This is a genomic window from Nonomuraea sp. ZG12, from assembly GCF_052068115.1.
Classification (GTDB): domain Bacteria; phylum Actinomycetota; class Actinomycetes; order Streptosporangiales; family Streptosporangiaceae; genus Nonomuraea.
Genome location: NZ_JBQHCW010000005.1, coordinates 265,961 through 281,884, shown reverse-complemented (window position 1 = coordinate 281,884; position 15,924 = coordinate 265,961). Strand labels below are relative to the sequence as shown.

Sequence of the window (15,924 nt, the reverse complement as noted above, 5' to 3'; positions counted from 1 at the left end):
GCGCTCATCGTTGAAAGCGGACGTCCCCCGGGGGGCGCCTTGTTCCCTTCTACAGCTCGCCCGCCAGTTGCAGCAACCGCAGCTGGAGCCAGACCACCAGGCGGTCGGTCGGGTCGCCCAGGTCCAGCGCGAACAGCTCCTGCAGCCTGCGCACCCGGTAGCGCAGCGTGTTCTCGTGCACCGACAGCTCGGCGGCGGCCTTGGCGGCCTCGCCGAAGGCGTCCAGATAGGCCAGCAGGCTGGCGGCGTGCGTGGTGGAGTGAGCGGCGTCGTGCTCCATCATCCTGCGCACCGGCTCCAGCAGCCGGTCCCGCTCCGCGCCGCCGCGTTCGACCAGGTCGAGCAGGGCGATGCGGCTGCGCACCTGCTCGTCGGTGGCGACCGACGGAGTCGTGCCGCCGCTCTCGGCCAGCACCTGGACCACCCGCTCGGCGAGCCTGCCGGAGGCGGCGGCCAGGCCCAGACCCTGCACCACCGGGCCGATGCCCGCGTGCAGCCCGACCCGCGCCGACTTCAGCACCGCCGACGTCACCTCGGTGACGGACTTGACGAGCTGCTCAACGGAACTATCGGCGATCATCGGCAGCAGGGCGTGGATGCGGCCGCCGCCCATCGTGCACGCCGACTCCGGATGTCCCGCCTCGCAGGCCAGGCTCACCAGCTCCAGCACCCCGGCCATCGCGGTGCCCGGCTCGGCCGTCGGCGCGGCCGGCGCGAACACCACCACGGCGACCGGCGTGTCCGCCGGCAGGCCGAGCCGGGCGGCGGCGGCCGTCTCGGAGGTGTGGCCCTCCAGCAGCGCGCGCAGCGTCTCGGCCCGATGCCAGCGGCGCGGGTCGACGGGGGTACGCGCCCGCAGCAGGTGCAGGGCGGCGATCCTGGCGGCGTCGTCCAGCAGCCGCATCGCCTCCGGCTCGACCCCGGGCACCCCGTCCAGCACCCAGATGAAGCCGAGCAGCTGGGCGCCGGCCCGCACCGCCGTGGCCAGGCGCGGCGTGTGCCCGTCGAAGAGGCTGTCGAAGCGCACCGGCCCGTCGGCGTTGAACACCCGGCCGTACTCGGTGCGGTTCGTCGGCCGCTGCGGCGTCCTGCGGCCCAGGATGCCCTGCTTGCGGATCTCGTCGATCTCCTGGCCGGGCAGGTTGGAGTAGCTCAGCACGTTGCCCTGCGGATCTTCGATGCAGGTCGCGCCGCCGATCGTCGAGGCGATCACGTTGGCCAGCGCGAACAGGTCGCCCATGCCCACCGAGGAGTAGGTGGTGCCGGCCGCCCCCGGCCCGGCGATCGCGGTCGTCAGCAGCGCGTCCAGCTGCCGCCACGGCAGCCGCTCGGGGGCGATGAGCAGGGCGACCTCCGCCTGTTTCGCCGCCGCCACCAGCGGGGCGAGGTCGGCGCCGCGATCCTTGACCACGACCGCGTGATAGCCGTTCAGCCCCGCCTGCTCCACCAGCTCGGCCGTCGCCGAGCCGACCGCGAGCAGCACCCGCCCCGCTCCCTCCTCGAGGTGGTCCGCGGGATCGTGCACCTCCGGCTCACCCACCGTGACGGGCGCGCCCTCGGGCAGGTAAGCGGCCGACAGCACATGACTGCCCAGCGTCTCCAGCACCTGGTCGAGCAGGGGTTGGTACGGCCTGGTCATCGAACCGTCAGCACCCATGCGGGCTAGGCTCTCACCGGCTTGACGATTCCGACAAGTCGTCGTCTCGGACGTTGGGACCTGCGACGATGCCCGGCACCCGGCTCGTCTCGCACACTGGAGCGTGCTCGACGAACTCGACTCCGTCCCCGCCTTCGACCGCTTCGCCACCGTGGACGAGGTGCACGAAAGCCTCGCCGCCCTCGCCGACGCCCACCCCGGCGTGGCCGGCCTGCGCCGGATCGGCACCTCCCGCCTCGGCGACCCCCTGCTCTGCCTCACCGTGGGCGACGGCCCCCGGCACGCGATCGTCGCCGCCGGGCCGCACCCGAACGAGCCCATCGGCGGCCTGACCGTCACCCATCTGGCCACCCGGCTCTGCACCGACGCCGACCTGCGCCGCGCCACCGGCTACACCTGGCACATCGTCGGCTGCCTCGACCCGGACGGCACCCGCCTCAACGAGGGCTGGTTCGCCGGGCCGTTCACCAAGGCCCACTACGGCAGGCACTTCTACCGGCCGGCCCCCGACGAGCAGGTCGAATGGACCTTCCCGTTCTCCTACAAACGCTCCTACTTCGACCGGGTGCTCCCCGAGACGCTGGCCCTCATGCGGCTCATCGACGACACCCGGCCGGCCTTCTTCACCACCCTGCACAACGGCGAGTCCGGCGGCGTCTTCTACTACCTGAACCGGCCGGTCCCCGAGCTGCACGCCGTGCTGAAGGAGCTGCCCGGCAGATACGGCGTGCCGCTGCACGCCGGCGAGGCCGAGCATCCCGCGGTCCGCTCCTTCGAGCAGGCCATCTACCAGGCGCCCACGATGGAGGACGCCTACGACTACCTGGAGGCCAACGGCCAGGACCCGGTCCCGCACATCGGCGGCGCGGCCAGCGACTCCTACATCAAGAAGTACGGCACCCTCGGGCTGACCGCCGAGATCCCGTACTGGACCGAGCCGGAGGCCGCCGACACCTCGCCCGTGGGCCGCTCCTACCGTGACCTGATCCAGGAGCAGGCCAAGCGGATGCGCGAGACCCACGAGATCCTGGAGGCGACGCTGTCCGCCGTCAGCGGCGACCTGGTGACGGCCTCGCCGTTCCTCAGTGCCAGCAGGGCGTTCGTGCCGATGCTGGCGGAGTGGGCCGAGACCGACGAGCGGCGGGCCGTCGACCCCTCCGGTGACCGGCCCGCGACCGTGGCCGAGGTGTTCTCCTGCCGGGACAGCCTGGCCAGCGCGCGGCTGCGCTTCGGCGGGATCCTGCTGAGGGCGCTGGAGGGCGAGATGGCCGTCGGCAACGGCACTCCCGTCATCCGCGCCAGGGCCGGCGAGCTCGCTGAGCTGCACGCGCGCTGGTGCGAGGAGAGCGAGACCGCCGCCCGCACGATCCCCATCCACGACCTGGTGGCCATCCAGTACGGCGCGATCCTGGCGGGCGCGGCCCACGCCTGACGGGTCAGGGCGCGCGGCGGTGCGACACGCGGCCCGCGGTTGAGGCTCAGGGTGTGCGGCGGTGCGCTTCCCGCATCGCCGCCACCAGGGCGCCCTCGGCCAGACCGGCGATCACCCGGTCGGCCAGCTCGGCGGGCTTGTCCTGGCTGAGCTTGGCCTTGCCCACCGCCCGATCCGGCACCAGCCGGAACCCGGTCACGGCCGGCAGCAGCCGGTGCGCGTACTCCTCGACGCCCGACAACCGGAACGGCCGCGGCCGATCCCGTTCGTAGTGGTCCACGCTGTCGGACAGCACCTGGTAGGTCTCCTCCGGGCCGAGGATCTCCGGCGTGCCGTACAGGTGCACCGTCACGTAGTTCCACGTCGGCACGTACGGCCCGTCCTGGTAGAGCGTGGGGGAGACGTACCCGTGCGGCCCCTGCACCACCACGGCGACGGGCCGCTCGCCCAGCCCGTGCAGCTCGGCGTCCGCCCTGGCCACGTGCCCGACGATCTCCGGCCCGGCCGTCGCAGGGTCGGGGATGATCGGCACGTGGGAGACCACGGGACCGCCGTCGCTGACCAGCAGCGCCCATCCCTGCTCGGCGATCAGGGCGCGCAGGGTGGCGGGCTCGTTCAGGGCGAAGATTGGTTGTTCCAGCACAAGGCCATGAAACCCGCAGGTCGCGGCCGGTGTCAGCGTGGCCGGGGACAAGCCTGGGCCGCCCGGCTTGCCGAGTTCGACAAGCCGGCGGGTCAGCTGCGCGGCGGCTCGTCCCGTCCGGCGGGCACCTTCGCCTCGTGCTCCTCGTGCTTCTCCTCCAGGGGAGCCTTCTCGCCACCGTAGGCCCGGCTCATCCTGGTGCGGAGCCGGCCGATCAGGCCGCGCGCGGTCTCGGGCGGCACCTGGCCGTCGCCGTCCGCTCCCGGCAGCATCGGGATCGACTTCTTGCCGCGTACGTGCGCCGCGAGGTCGTCGGCGGGCGGCGCGTGCACCTCGACGAACTCGCCGTGCGGCAGCCGCGTGATCACCCCGGACTCCACGCCGTGAGCGAGGACCCGGGCGTCGGCGCGCTGCAGGCCGACGCAGATCCGGTAGGTGACGACGTAGGCGATGGCCGGGCCGAGGAAGAGCGCGAACCGGCCGATCCAGGTGGTCCAGAACAGTGGGATGTGGAAGAAGGCGGAGAAGAGGTCGTTCGCCCCCATGATGGTGAGGATGGAGAAGAACGTGACGCCGGCCACGCCGATGGCCGTGCGGTGCGGGTTGTTGCGCGGCCGGTCGGCGATGTGGTGCTCGCGCCGGTCGCCGGTGATCCACTGTTCCAGGAACGGGTACAACGCCAGGCCGGTGAAGATCAACCCCAGCGGCACCAGCGCCGGGATCAGCACGCTGAGCGCCAGCGTGAAGCCGAAGGCGTTGATCTCCCAGGAGGGCATCAGGCGCAGGGCTCCCTCCAGGAAGCCCATGTAGAAGTCGGGCTGCGACCCGGCGGAGACGTCGGCCGGGCTGTAGGGGCCGTACAGCCAGATGGGGTTGATCTGGGCGAAGGTGGACAGCCCGGTGAGCACGGCGATGGTGAACAGCGTGTACGCGCCCGCCTTTGCCATGAACGCGGGGAAGAAGGGCGCGCCGACCACGTTCATCTCCGTACGGCCCTTGCCCGGCATCTGGGTGTGCTTCTGCACCCACATCAGGATCAGGTGCGCGGTGATGAGCGCCAGCAGGAGGCCCGGGATGAGCAGGATGTGGATCGAGTAGAACCGCGGGATCACCACCTCGCCCGGGTACTCGCCGCCGAAGAGGAAGAACGACAGGTACGTGCCGATGACCGGGATCGACAGCATCACCCCCTGGGTGATCCGCAGCCCGGCGCCCGACAGCAGGTCGTCCGGCAGCGAGTAGCCGGTCAGGCCCTCGACCAGGGCCACGGTGAACAGGGTCAGGCCGATCAGCCAGTTCAGCTCACGCGGCTTGCGGTAGGCGCCGGTGAAGAACACCCGGAGCATGTGCACCATCAGGCCGCCGATGAACAGCAGCGCCGCCCAGTGGTGGATCTGCCGGAGCAGCAGCCCGCCGCGCACCTCGAAGCTGATCTCCAGCGACGAGGCGTACGCCGCCGACATCTGGACGCCCCTCAGCGGCGCGTACGGGCCGTCGTAGGTGACGTGCTCCATGCTCGGGACGTACCAGAAGGTGAGGAACGTGCCGGTCAGCAGCAGGACGATGAACGCGTACAGCGCGATCTCGCCCAGCAGGAACGACCAGTGGTCCGGAAAGACCTTGCGCAGGTTCCGCTTGAGGAAGTTCGCCCCGCCCAGACGCTCGTCGAGAAACCGGCTCGGCCCCGCGATGGCTTTGCTGATCTTGGTCATGTACGGGCTCCAATCAACCTTCCCGACCGCCATCGCACGTTGTCGCGAGCGGCCGGCCCAGACTCCACGCCGATCTGGGGGGCCATCTTGAGCAAGCCTTGCCCGGCCGCGCGGCCCCTCATGACGCCGGAGCCTCGCCGATCGTGACGTCGACCTGCTCGGTGGATCCGTCACGCTGGACCTCGACGGCGGTCTTCGTACCCGGCCGGAGGTCGCGCAGCTTGTCGACCACGTCCTCCGAGGTGCGGACCGGCTGCCCGGCGAAGGCGGTGATCACGTCACCCCGCCGGAGACCGGCGTCGGCGGCGGGGCCGCCCCTGACGATGGAGGTGATGATGGCGCCACCCTCGGTCCCGACGTCGAGGGACTGGGCGATCTCCGGCGTCAGCGTCCGCAGGCCGACGCCGAGGAAGGAGTGGGTGACCTTGCCCTTGTCGAGCAGCTGGTCGGCGGCCCAGGTGACGACCCCGGCGGGGATCGCGAAGCCGATGGACACCGCGCCCTCCTGCGGCGGGATGTAGGCCTCGTTGATGCCGACGACCTCGCCGCGGGCGTTCACCAGCGCGCCGCCGGAGACTCCGGGCGAGATCGCGGCGTCGGTCTGGATCAGGTCGACCAGGGCGTGGCCCGCCTGCGCCGAGTCCGGCACCTCCCGGTCCAGGCCGGAGATGATGCCGGCGGTCACCGTGTTCTCGAAGCCCAGCGGGCTGCCGAGGGCCAGCGCGAGCTCACCCGGCACCGGCAGCTTCGGCTGGAAGGTGGCCGGGTGCAGGTCGTCCCGCTCGGCCTTGACCACGGCCAGGTCGGTGCGGGCGTCGGTGGCCAGCACCCGGCCGTCGGCCCGCTTGCCGTCGGCGAAGGCCACCTGGACGCGCCGCTGGCCCTCGACGACGTGTTCGTTGGTCAGGATGATGCCGTCGGCGCGGTAGACCACCCCGCTGCCCAGCGACCCGGGGGTGAAGATGGTCACCACCGACGGCTCCACCTGCCGCACGATGCCGGGAATGCGGCTGAACAGGCCGTCCGGGCTCGGCGAGCTCTGCGGTCGGTCGGTGGCCGTCGGACTCGCCGGCGGAGATGCCGTCGGGCTCGCCGGAGCCCCCGTTGCGCACCCTGCCAGGCAGGCGATGGCGGTCAGCGTCGCGAGCAAGCGAACCAGGCACATGGCGGTTGCCTACCCGGCATACTCACGTCAAACGGCCGAAGCGGCAGCGACCTGGGCGAGACGCCGTCGCCGGCGAGGCAGGCCCGGGCCCCGGTGACCTGGTGGAACCCGCCGGCCGGTCGGCCTGGCCGAAGCGGTCGGCGACGAGCCGGTCGGCCCAGCGGCGCAGGGCGTCGGCCACGGGCGGGTGGCGCAGCCCGACGGCGTCGGCCGACGAGGTGTCGTAGCGCTCCTCGGACAGGAACGTCAGCGTCTCGGGGTCGGCTCCGGTCAGCGCGCGCGGCAGTCGCCGTACGAGACCGACCGGCAGGAGCAGGCGCGGCGCGCGTACGCCGAGGTGCCGGGCGAGGAGCGCGACCAGCTCGGGCAGCTCGGGGGTGGCGTCGTCGAGGACCCAGTGGGCGTGGTACGGCCCACGGTCGTGCTCGGGCACGGCGGCCAGGAAGCGGGCGAGGTGGTCGACGGTGACGACCGGGACGAACGTGCGCCGGGTGCCGGGCAGCGCCGGGAGCCGGCCGGTCCACAGCTGCCGGACCAGGTCGGCCAGGCCGAGATACTGCCCGGCCTCGCCGGTGACCGAGTGCCCGATCACGGTGGCGGGATTGACCGTGGTCAGCGGGATCCCCTCCTTCTCCGCGATGGCGCGGACCGCCGCGTCACCCTCCCGCTTCGACGCCTCGTACGCGCCGTAGCGCCGGTAGAGGCCGGCCAGCCGCTCCTCGGACACGGGGTGGGTCAGCGTCTCGGCGACCCGGTAACCGGACACGTGGACCAGCCGCCGCAGGTGGGGGCGGGCGCCGGCCCAGCGCAGGACGTTCAGGGCGCCGTCGACGTTGGCGCGCCGCGCTTCCTGCCGGCTCATTCCGAAGCGGAAGGTGCCGGCGGTGTTGAAGACGTCCCGTACGGACCCCAGCTGGTCCTCCACGTCCTGTACGGAATCCGGCCGGTTTTCCCCATCTCGTACGGACTCCGTCCGGTTCGTCGCGGGCAGCCCGAGCCCTGGCCGGGTGGTGTCAGCCGGGACGACGGTGAGCGCGCGATCGTCCACGCCGTGCTCGCGCAGCCAGGTGCGGAGCTCGGCGGCGCGGGCGGGCCCGCCCCGGACGCTTGCGGCGACCGGACGCCCCCGAGCGAGTAATTCCGCCGTCAGCCAGCGGCCGACGAAGCCGGTAGCGCCGACGACCAGGGTGTCCGGTTCCATGACCACTCTTTCCTGTAGACCGATCTACATAATCTGATGCCGTGCGACGACCCAGCCGAAAGGCCGCTTGGTTCAGGAGCCGAGCAGGGCTCCCGCCGTGCGCCGGGCCCGCTCGATCGGGGTCCGGCTGCGCTGGGCGCGGGCCAGCACCAGCGCCCCCTCGATCAGGGCCAGCAAGGAGCAGGCCAGGTCCTCGGCGTCCCCGGCGGCGTGGCCGTCGGCGGCCAGGCGGTCGGCGAGCGCCCGCTGCCACCCGTCATAGGCGTCCGCGCAGACCTTCTGGAGCGGGTCGTTGGTGGCCGCCACCTCCAGGGCGACCGTCGCGATCGGGCAGCCTTTGGTGTACGCCGCCTCCTCCATCCGGTCGGCCAGGGCGTCCAGCAGCGCCTCGACCAGTGCCCGGGTGTCGGGAGCGCGCTCCGCCAGGTCGCCGATCACCGTGTCGATCTCCCGCGCGGAGGCGGTGAGGGCCTCGGCGGTCAGCTGATCCTTGCCGCCGGGGAAATGGTGGTACAGCGAGCCCCGGGGGGCCTTGCCGGCCTCGATCACCTCGTTGAGGCCGGTGCCGAAGTAGCCCCGCGCCTCCACCAGTGTGCGCGCGGCGTCGATCAACCGCGCGCGCGTCTGGTCACCCTTGACCGCCATGCGGCTAAAGCTAGACCGATCTACATAATTTGCGCAACTTTCGTAACCGAAGGCTGCTCACAGGGGCCCTGCGCGCCGCGACAGGCCTCCTCCGGCGTGGTCACCGTCATGACCAGGCCGATCACGAACACCACGTAGGCCAGGACGGCGAGCACCCACCACGCGGCCAGGCCCATCGAGAACTTCCGCCGGGGCTCGAACCGCGCGGGCTGTGCGGGCTGTGCGGACTGCGCTCTGGTCAGCAGGGCGTCGAGATCGGGGTCGTCGAAGGCCAGCTGCTCCTCGATCTCCTGGAGCGCCCGTTCTTCCTCACGTGAAAGGCCCATGACCGCAATGTCGCCTCCTGATTTACCCCCTTTCTTGCAGTATGCGACTTTCCGTCCGTGGAGAGAAGTGTCAGCGGGAGGGCTCCCAGCCGCGCCGGGGCGGTCGGGCGCCGGTCGGTTGCTCGTCGCGGCCGCGGTAGACCACGTAGGGCCGGGTCAGATAGCCGACGGGCGCGGTGAGCATGTGCACCAGCCGGGTGAAGGGCCAGCTGGCGAACAGCACCAGCGCGCTCAGCGCGTGCAGCTGGAACTGCGGCGGCGCGCCCGCCATCAACGCCGGATCCGGGCTGAAGAAGAAGATCGACCGGAACCAGGGCTTTCATCGTTCGAGCATCCCGCGCCCTTCGTGATCGGCCAGGACCTCGCGGATCACATACCGGGCATTGGCCGCGATCACCGGGTTCGTGTCGACGTAGTAGGGGAGTTGGATCAGCGCCATGGACAGCGCCCTGCCCCGGCCCCTCGCCCAGGTCGCGTCATCGACGTCCAGGCCCGCCCGGAAGACGCGCCTCGCCGCGGCCGGGAGCAGGTTCCACGCCGGAATCAGATCGCACGCGGGATCACCCACACCGGCGGTCGCGAAATCGATCACCCCGCTGAGCCGCCCCCGATCGACCAGCAGGTTGCCGGGCATCAGATCGGCATGCACCCAGCAGGGCGGCCCATCCCACTCACCCGCCCGCAACGCCGCCTCCCACGCCGCCGTCGCCGCGCCGGTGTCGATCATCCCCTCCAGCGCCCCGATCGCGTCGCGAGTCCCGGCGTCCTGCGCCTTCAACGGCCCACCCCGGTAGGCGGGCGGCCCACCGTCCAGCCCGACCTGCCGGAACGCCGCGACGAACCCCGCCAGATCCGCCGCCAGCCCTTCGGGGTCGGTCAGCCGTCCAGCCTCCGGATTCACCCCGTCGAGCCATCGATAGACGGACCAGGCCCACGGAAACTCCTCAGTCGGCTCCCCCTCCCCGAGCACGACGGGCACGGCCACCGGCAGCACCGGAGCCAGCGACGGCAACCACCGCCGCTCCTTCACCACGTCCCCGACCCCACCCTCGATCCGGGGCAACCGCACGGCCATGTCGTCCCCCAGCCGGTAAACCGCGTTCACGGTCCCACCCGACGGAAACGTCTCCACAGGCAACTCGGCCCACCGGGGAAACTGCGCGCACAGCAACCGCCGCACGAGCTCCACGTCGATGTCCCACTCGTCGGCATGCATCTTGCCCGCGCCCATGACCACCCTCCTGATGTACGCGCGCCATCCGAACGCTTTCACGGGGTGCCCGTCAACTCCATTTCCGCTACAGGGGTCAGGCCATGCGTGAGGTCAGCACGTACCGAATCGGCGGCTCCGCGCTTGCCTTGACATCGACGACAGGGTTGTAGCGTGCTCGCGCATACCGACCATGAGGATGACGATGAAATTCGCGATCAGCTACTCCACAGCCGACGGTGTCGACCCCGACAAGCTCGTGACCTATGCCCGGCATGCCGAGGACTGCGGCTTCGAGGGGCTGTATCTCCCGGAGCACATCGTGCTGTATCCCGGCGCCACGCTCGGCCCTTTCGAATTCCCGCCGGCCTTGCCCTACCCCGATCCGCTTGACTGTCTGGGCTTCGTCGCGGCGGCCACCCAGCGCATCCTGCTGGGCACCGCCGTGCTGCTGCTGCCGTACCACCACCCAGTGATCCTGGCCAAGCGCCTGGCGACCATCGACGTGTTGTCCAAGGGGCGGATGCGGCTGTTGACCGTAGGGCTGGGCACCTTGCCCGGCGAGGCCAGAGCGGTGGGGGTCGACTTCGGCACGCGAGGACGCCGTGCCGACGAAGCCATCGACGTGTTGCGGCTGCTCTGGGAAGGCGGCGAGGAGGGCATCGGCTTCGACGGCGAGTTCTTCAACTTCGACGACGTGACCAGCTATCCCAAGCCTCATGGGGTCGCCCACCTGCCGATCCACGTCGGAGGATCGAGCAGGGCGGCCGCACGCCGCGCCGGGCGGCGTGGCGACGGCTACTTCCCCGGCGGCGCGCTCACCCCCGAGGAGCGCGCGATCCAACTGGATCTTGCCCGGGCCGCCGCCGTCGAGGCCGGTCGCGACCCTGGCGCGCTGGAGTACACGCGATGGGGGTCAATCGACATGTCCGCCGAACGGGTCGCGACCTTCGCCGCGCAAGGCGTGACCCGCATCGTGGTCAGCCCCACTGCGACGGAACCGGAACAGCAGCGAGATGAGATGTGCGCGTTCGCCCGGAGATTCGCCCTCCGCGGTATCGGCTGACGGCCCCTGAACGGGTGCGGGCCGAAAAGGGTTCCGCGTCCTGAAGGCCGAAGCTCTAGCCTGTACGCCGTGACGACTCAGGTGATCGTGCTCAACGGCGGATCCAGCGCGGGTAAGTCCGAGATCGTCCGGCACCTGCAGGCTGTCCTGCCGCAGCCATGGCTTGCCTTCGGGGTCGACTCGCTCATTGAGGCGATGCCCCTGTCCATGCAGTCCTCGGATGCGGGTATCGAGTTCGCCCCCGACGGCGGGATCAGCGTCGGACCCGATTTCATGGCGCTGCAGGCGGCGTGGATGGAGGGGATCGCCGCGATGGCCCGTGCCGGAGCTCGGGTCATCATCGATGACGTCTTCCTCGGTGGGGCGGGGTCCCAGCAGCGGTGGCAGCGAGTTCTCGGCGGACTGGACGTCCTGTGGGTGGGCGTCAGGTGCGCCGGCGCGGTCGCGGCCGAGCGGGAGAAAGCTCGGGGGGACCGGATCCAGGGAATGGCCGTGGCGCAGGCGGAGGTCGTGCACGAAGGTGTGGTCTACGGCCTGGAAGTGGACACCACGCAGACCGAGGCCCTGGTGTGCGCGGAGGCCATCGCCGATCACGTACGGCAATCCGGCGAACGTCCCCGGTCACAGCACTAGCGATGCGCCTGAATGCGTCGGAAGGCTGCGGCCAGGGCGACTGTAAGTCCTGCTTGGTTCTTGGATCTGGATGTTTTCGGTCAGCGCAGGTCCGCCAACGACGGCCTCATCTCGCGCGACGACCTGACGGGATATTTCGCCAAGTATTGCCGGTGACTCGCACCAAGGCGGAGGCAGCACAGGGCCGTCGGCCCCGCGCCGGCGTGGACGGCATCGTCCGCAGCTTCTACTACGACCTGCACACCTGGGCAGCCAACGAGCCCGAGCCCGACGTCAGGAAAGCCCGGTGGCCGTCGGCAAACTCGATGCCGTACTCCTGCTCAATACGCTGGAACTCGATCTCGCTCAGCCCCGGCGCTATCTCGCAGCAGTCCGCAGCGGCGAGAAGGCGCGCTGCTTCTATCCCCAGCTTCATCCCATCCGGCTTCATCACGTTGGAACAGTACTGGTCCCGCCATCTGAGGCCGGACAGTTTTCGAAGATCACCTGGCTGCAGCCGGAGCCCGCCTGACGCGAGATGAGCTCAAGCGCGCGGCGGCAGGACCTCGATCACGGTGGCCGTTCCGGCAACAGGTCGGGCTTCGTACATGGTGATCACATCGCCGCACTTCAGGTGCCTCCACTGCTCGGGGCTCAGAGGAGCCAGCCGAACGTCGGCGGTCTCTCCCGGGCCGAGCTCCTGCGCATACTCCACCCACAACCGGGCGATGTTCAGTTCTCGCTCCCCGCCAGCGGTGCGGTTGCCAATGTCCCACATCGGCCGGAGCCGCCCGTCTGCGGCAAAGGCAGTCCGGCGTCGGCCCTCCTTCGCACCCACCAGGCTCAGGGTCGCCCGGACGGTGCCGTGTCGGACTTCCCAGCCCCGCCACTCGCACCAGCGCCGGCTGCGGTCGAGCATCATCTGGCGAGCGGCCTCGGCGAGGAGTTCCCAGAAGTCAACGGACACGGGGTGGACATCCCCGATCTCAATGAGAACCTCGAGCACCATCTCCCACTCCTGGCGCACGATGTCCTCGCGCACACCCCCGACTGTCTGTCCGTTCTCTGCCGCTGCGTCCTCCGGCAGTAGATCGACGGCCTGCCGAAGGAGTGTGAACGCGTCATCCATGTGCTGCATTCTCCCCCGTCCCCGGACGCCCATTGAAAGGCGACCAGGCCAACCGGAGTTGGCAGCGCGACACGTCCGGATGCTCTCCGGCGCCGAGATTGTTGCCCACTACTTTGAGCAACTCGACTGCGATCCGACCCCGCCAAGCCGTCTGGGCTAGTTCGGATAAGCCTGCATCCGCTGCCCGATGCTGAACGTCAACCCGAAGATGACTCGACCGTCTCAATGAGATCGAAACTGATCTCCTCGCCCGCCGCCAACACGCCGTAGCAGAGCGCTGGATCGGTGAAATCGAAGGAATCGAAGGAATCGACCTGACCCTCACCATGCCATCCCTATCGCTCCGTAGGAGACGGAAGCCCGAGCAATGATCATCCACGTTGGGCTGCCGTTACACCGTGAGGTGAGCCGTCAAACTGCGGTGCGGTGGGATGTTGTCCATAGTTCGAAAGACAATTCTCTCTGATAGCCGCGCGCGATCTCGCCAAACGGACCGAACTCGCGCACGGCCGTCCTCTCCGCCTCCGCGCGGCCGAGCCCACGTCGCTGCCAGGCGTCCGTTGCGTCGAGCAGGCCATCGCGCGCCTCGGCAAGGAGATCGCGCTTGATGCGAGGTGGACCTTTCAACCTGCGGTGCAGACGGTCCACGTAGTCGTCGATGACGCTCGTACCTGCCGCGACCTTCTCTGCCATAGCCGCTCTTGTCATCACCTCGCCCCCAGTCGCCGAAGCCCAGCGAACTCAAGCCCGGCATAGATGGCGACCACCAGCGCGCCGACCAGCATGAAGGCAACCCCCAAGCCGGTCAGCGGTATGACGTCCGCGAATGCCAAGGCCAGCAGCGTCACACAGGACAGCGCGTTGCCCGCCACGACGAACGCCACATATCGCACAGGGATCCGCGGATGACCAGCGATGAGGCCGAGCGCTGCGGCCCCGCCCAGCATGGCCACGCCGAACGGGATGGACCAGGCGGTCGGCAGGCCAAGCGGGCCACTGAGCGGCTGGGCGGCGGCGAGCATGACCGCGCCGAAAACAGCGGTGCTCCACCCGTCGATCCGCAAAATTGTGCGCAGCGGGCCCATGGCGTCGGTCTGTGGATGCCGGGCGGTCCCGGTTGGCGTGCTCATACAGGTCTCCTTCGTCCTGAGTGGGTCCTAACTGGACAAGACCATGCCACCGCAGCGGTTACGAGCTCAATAACCTCCGAGGTCATGGCGTCGCCCACCTGGTGGTGGCCTATCCTCCTCGGCATGGACGTGGAACAGCCGTCTCGGGTAGGGACCTTGCTGCGGGAGTGGCGACAGCGGCGCCGACTCAGCCAGCTCGATCTCGCCAACCTGGCCGACACCTCGGCGCGGCACCTGTCGTACATGGAGAACGGCCGCGCCCGCCCGAGCCGGGCCATGCTGCTGCGCCTGTCCGCCGCACTCGACGTGCCCCTGCGCGAGCGCAACACGCTGCTGCTGGCCGCCGGCTACGCCCCGGCCTACCGGGAAAGCAGCCTCGACGACGACTACATGGCCTCGATCCGCTCCGCACTGGAAACCATGCTGACGGCGCATGAGCCGTACCCGGCCGTCGTGGTCGACCGTATCTGGAACGTGCTGCAGGGCAACCACGCCATGGGCGTCCTGATGGACGGCATCCCGCCGCACCTGCTGAAGCCGCAGCCGAACGTGTTCCGGCTGGCCCTGCACCCCGACGGGCTGGCCGCGCGGCTGGCCAACCTGGAGGAAGTGAGAAAACTCTTCCTGGAACGGCTGTCACGCCAGGTCAACGCCACTGGAGACACCGAGCTCCGCCGTCTCTACAAGGAGGTTTCCAGCTACCCGGTGCCATCGAGCGAGGAGACGCACCGCAACGGAGCCCCGCGACACCAGCCGAGCCCGATTCAGGTGCCCCTGAGAATCCGCACCCCGTTCGGCGAACTGGCGATGTTCAGCACCATGGCGACCTTCGGCGCCCCGGCCGACGTGACGCTGTCTGAGCTGGCGATCGAGCTCTTCTATCCCCTCGACGACTTCACTGCCAATACCCTCCGCGCCCTATCGCGTGGCGGGGCTTGAGCCGGTCGTGCTCGCATGTTGCCAAGATCGGCCATGTTCTTCCCGCCGGTAATGGCTGGGAGCCGATGACCGTGGGCGACCGGATCAATGAGTACTACGTGAGCCGCTTCCCCCGCCGTCGCCGAAGTCGTCGCCGCCAAGGCGAGCTCCGGCCAAGTTCGACTTCTGAGACGCATGGCAGAGTGCTATGCGATTGAGAGCCACTGGACGCGGACGACGTAGATCTCACGCTGTTGTTCCAGTACGAGGTAGGTCACCAACCCACCATCCCCGAAGGGCATGACTCGGAGGTTTCCTTCCGGCTTGGCTGGGTTGGAGGGATTGCCGGCCCAAGGAGCTGTCTCCAACAGGGCGAAGACTTCGGCAAGGTACCGGGCTGCGTCAACCGGTAGAGCCGCGATCTGGTCCTGGGCAACCGGATCCGGCTCGGTGAGCGCGTACACCTACGCCTGTACGCCACGCTCGGCGAGCAGTTCGCGCCAGGTTCTGTCTCCACGTGGCACCGCTTGACCACGTTCGGCGAGGTCTTGTACGTGCGCGGCGTGCGCATACATGCGTTCGCGGCCAGCGCGGTCGTGCAGGGAGTCGTGCGCGATCAGCCACCAGGTGTGGATGAACTCATTGAGCTTGCCGAGGTCGAGCGTGGCTCCTACCTCGTTCAGAGCCATACGCAGGCCCGCGTCGAAGGCCTCCCGATCTTGTGGCACGGTCAAGGCCGCACGGATCGAACGCAAGCTCTTGTCCAGCATCGGGGCGCTCACGCCTGTCGGCTCATGGGGCTGCGCGGTCATGAGATGATCCCCCTCTCATAGATTCACCTCAGATTACGCCACTTGGCCGTCGTGGCCTGCGGGCTCGGCGGAACTTCCCAGGTGACTGAGGTGCCCCGCAAATTCCGGACAGTCGGCTACATGAGCTGATTCTGTGTGCGGACGAGGCGGATTCCTGGGGCAGTGCCTGGAGGACGTCGTGCTGCGCCCTGTTGGCGTTGGCGTACCCGCCGTTCGTGGAGACGAAGGACCAGAGGTACGTCCTGGAGATCTTTGCGACGGCCGCC

At 69.7% G+C, this 15,924-nt stretch carries 17 protein-coding genes and 1 pseudogene; 5 read left to right on the top strand and 13 right to left on the bottom strand.

Annotated elements, in window-relative coordinates:
• Positions 1–49: 49 nt before the first annotated feature.
• Positions 50–1,657 (bottom strand): PucR family transcriptional regulator, encoded by a 1,608-nt coding sequence (locus ACTMTF_RS17940; protein WP_441111697.1) that lies wholly within the window; start codon positions 1,655–1,657, stop codon positions 50–52.
• A 103-nt stretch (positions 1,658–1,760) separates the two neighbouring features.
• Here ACTMTF_RS17940 and ACTMTF_RS17935 point away from each other — a divergent pair, with 103 nt between their 5' ends.
• Positions 1,761–3,089: a M14 family zinc carboxypeptidase gene (locus tag ACTMTF_RS17935; RefSeq protein WP_441111696.1), complete on the top strand. Its 1,329-nt coding sequence runs from the start codon at positions 1,761–1,763 to the stop codon at positions 3,087–3,089.
• Between the two features lie 46 nt (positions 3,090–3,135).
• Here ACTMTF_RS17935 and ACTMTF_RS17930 read toward each other — a convergent pair whose 3' ends face one another.
• The 8 genes and pseudogenes from ACTMTF_RS17930 to ACTMTF_RS17895 form a co-directional block, all read right to left on the bottom strand.
• Positions 3,136–3,732 carry an FMN-binding negative transcriptional regulator gene (locus ACTMTF_RS17930; RefSeq protein ID WP_397007431.1) on the bottom strand — a complete coding sequence of 199 codons (597 nt, stop codon included), beginning with the start codon at positions 3,730–3,732 and terminating at the stop codon, positions 3,136–3,138.
• A gap of 92 nt (positions 3,733–3,824) precedes the next feature.
• Entirely contained in the window at positions 3,825–5,444 is a 1,620-nt protein-coding gene (qcrB, locus tag ACTMTF_RS17925; RefSeq protein ID WP_441111695.1) for a cytochrome bc1 complex cytochrome b subunit, read from the bottom strand.
• A gap of 118 nt (positions 5,445–5,562) precedes the next feature.
• Positions 5,563–6,609, bottom strand: a complete 1,047-nt coding sequence (locus ACTMTF_RS17920) for a S1C family serine protease (RefSeq protein WP_441111694.1) — start codon at positions 6,607–6,609, stop codon at positions 5,563–5,565.
• 22 nt (positions 6,610–6,631) lie between these two features.
• Positions 6,632–7,810: an SDR family oxidoreductase gene (locus ACTMTF_RS17915; RefSeq protein WP_441111693.1), complete on the bottom strand. Its 1,179-nt coding sequence runs from the start codon at positions 7,808–7,810 to the stop codon at positions 6,632–6,634.
• A 72-nt stretch (positions 7,811–7,882) separates the two neighbouring features.
• Positions 7,883–8,455 carry a TetR/AcrR family transcriptional regulator gene (locus ACTMTF_RS17910; protein ID WP_441111692.1) on the bottom strand — a complete coding sequence of 191 codons (573 nt, stop codon included), beginning with the start codon at positions 8,453–8,455 and terminating at the stop codon, positions 7,883–7,885.
• A 20-nt stretch (positions 8,456–8,475) separates the two neighbouring features.
• A complete protein-coding gene (locus tag ACTMTF_RS17905) occupies positions 8,476–8,781 on the bottom strand; it encodes a DUF3040 domain-containing protein (protein WP_441111691.1) in 306 nt (101 codons plus the stop codon).
• A gap of 70 nt (positions 8,782–8,851) precedes the next feature.
• Positions 8,852–9,097, bottom strand: a pseudogene (locus ACTMTF_RS17900) (respiratory nitrate reductase subunit gamma); the annotation flags it as partial.
• 3 nt (positions 9,098–9,100) lie between these two features.
• Positions 9,101–10,054, bottom strand: a complete 954-nt coding sequence (locus tag ACTMTF_RS17895) for an aminoglycoside phosphotransferase family protein (protein ID WP_441111690.1) — start codon at positions 10,052–10,054, stop codon at positions 9,101–9,103.
• 142 nt (positions 10,055–10,196) lie between these two features.
• Here ACTMTF_RS17895 and ACTMTF_RS17890 point away from each other — a divergent pair, with 142 nt between their 5' ends.
• The 3 genes from ACTMTF_RS17890 to ACTMTF_RS17880 all read left to right on the top strand — a co-directional run bounded on the left by ACTMTF_RS17890 (position 10,197) and on the right by ACTMTF_RS17880 (position 12,201).
• Positions 10,197–11,057 (top strand): TIGR03619 family F420-dependent LLM class oxidoreductase, encoded by an 861-nt coding sequence (locus tag ACTMTF_RS17890; RefSeq protein WP_441111689.1) that lies wholly within the window; start codon positions 10,197–10,199, stop codon positions 11,055–11,057.
• A 69-nt stretch (positions 11,058–11,126) separates the two neighbouring features.
• The gene (gene cpt, locus ACTMTF_RS17885; RefSeq protein WP_441111688.1) at positions 11,127–11,690 is read left to right on the top strand and encodes a chloramphenicol phosphotransferase CPT; all 564 of its coding nucleotides are present in this window, start codon (positions 11,127–11,129) and stop codon (positions 11,688–11,690) included.
• Between the two features lie 286 nt (positions 11,691–11,976).
• The gene (locus ACTMTF_RS17880) at positions 11,977–12,201 is read left to right on the top strand and encodes a hypothetical protein (protein ID WP_441111687.1); all 225 of its coding nucleotides are present in this window, start codon (positions 11,977–11,979) and stop codon (positions 12,199–12,201) included.
• Positions 12,202–12,213: 12 nt separating this feature from the next.
• On the opposite strand, the gene ACTMTF_RS17875 is transcribed toward ACTMTF_RS17880, so the two are convergent.
• From ACTMTF_RS17875 to ACTMTF_RS17865, 3 genes are all read right to left on the bottom strand, one after another.
• Positions 12,214–12,798, bottom strand: coding sequence for a hypothetical protein (locus ACTMTF_RS17875; protein WP_441111686.1), 585 nt, complete (start codon positions 12,796–12,798; stop codon positions 12,214–12,216).
• Positions 12,799–13,209: 411 nt separating this feature from the next.
• A complete protein-coding gene (locus tag ACTMTF_RS17870; RefSeq protein WP_441111685.1) occupies positions 13,210–13,491 on the bottom strand; it encodes a permease prefix domain 1-containing protein in 282 nt (93 codons plus the stop codon).
• A 14-nt stretch (positions 13,492–13,505) separates the two neighbouring features.
• Positions 13,506–13,928: a hypothetical protein gene (locus ACTMTF_RS17865; RefSeq protein WP_441111684.1), complete on the bottom strand. Its 423-nt coding sequence runs from the start codon at positions 13,926–13,928 to the stop codon at positions 13,506–13,508.
• Positions 13,929–14,051: 123 nt separating this feature from the next.
• On the opposite strand from ACTMTF_RS17865, the gene ACTMTF_RS17860 reads away from it, so the two are divergent.
• A complete protein-coding gene (locus tag ACTMTF_RS17860) occupies positions 14,052–14,867 on the top strand; it encodes a helix-turn-helix domain-containing protein (protein ID WP_441111683.1) in 816 nt (271 codons plus the stop codon).
• 443 nt (positions 14,868–15,310) lie between these two features.
• Here ACTMTF_RS17860 and ACTMTF_RS17855 read toward each other — a convergent pair whose 3' ends face one another.
• Positions 15,311–15,658 carry a DUF6247 family protein gene (locus tag ACTMTF_RS17855; RefSeq protein WP_441111682.1) on the bottom strand — a complete coding sequence of 116 codons (348 nt, stop codon included), beginning with the start codon at positions 15,656–15,658 and terminating at the stop codon, positions 15,311–15,313.
• Positions 15,659–15,924 lie beyond the last annotated feature (266 nt).

Excerpts from the sequence above, each read along its gene's own strand:
- ACTMTF_RS17890 (WP_441111689.1), top strand. The coding sequence starts at position 10,197 with ATGAAATTCGCGATCAGCTACTCCACAGCCGACGGTGTCGACCCCGAC.
- ACTMTF_RS17920 (WP_441111694.1), bottom strand. The coding sequence starts at position 6,609 with ATGTGCCTGGTTCGCTTGCTCGCGACGCTGACCGCCATCGCCTGCCTG.
- ACTMTF_RS17875 (WP_441111686.1), bottom strand. The coding sequence starts at position 12,798 with ATGGATGACGCGTTCACACTCCTTCGGCAGGCCGTCGATCTACTGCCG.
- ACTMTF_RS17860 (WP_441111683.1), top strand. The coding sequence starts at position 14,052 with ATGGACGTGGAACAGCCGTCTCGGGTAGGGACCTTGCTGCGGGAGTGG.
- ACTMTF_RS17940 (WP_441111697.1), bottom strand. The coding sequence starts at position 1,657 with ATGGGTGCTGACGGTTCGATGACCAGGCCGTACCAACCCCTGCTCGAC.
- ACTMTF_RS17855 (WP_441111682.1), bottom strand. The coding sequence starts at position 15,658 with ATGACCGCGCAGCCCCATGAGCCGACAGGCGTGAGCGCCCCGATGCTG.
- ACTMTF_RS17870 (WP_441111685.1), bottom strand. The coding sequence starts at position 13,491 with ATGGCAGAGAAGGTCGCGGCAGGTACGAGCGTCATCGACGACTACGTG.
- ACTMTF_RS17905 (WP_441111691.1), bottom strand. The coding sequence starts at position 8,781 with ATGGGCCTTTCACGTGAGGAAGAACGGGCGCTCCAGGAGATCGAGGAG.
- ACTMTF_RS17915 (WP_441111693.1), bottom strand. The coding sequence starts at position 7,810 with ATGGAACCGGACACCCTGGTCGTCGGCGCTACCGGCTTCGTCGGCCGC.
- qcrB (WP_441111695.1), bottom strand. The coding sequence starts at position 5,444 with ATGACCAAGATCAGCAAAGCCATCGCGGGGCCGAGCCGGTTTCTCGAC.
- ACTMTF_RS17865 (WP_441111684.1), bottom strand. The coding sequence starts at position 13,928 with ATGAGCACGCCAACCGGGACCGCCCGGCATCCACAGACCGACGCCATG.
- ACTMTF_RS17910 (WP_441111692.1), bottom strand. The coding sequence starts at position 8,455 with ATGGCGGTCAAGGGTGACCAGACGCGCGCGCGGTTGATCGACGCCGCG.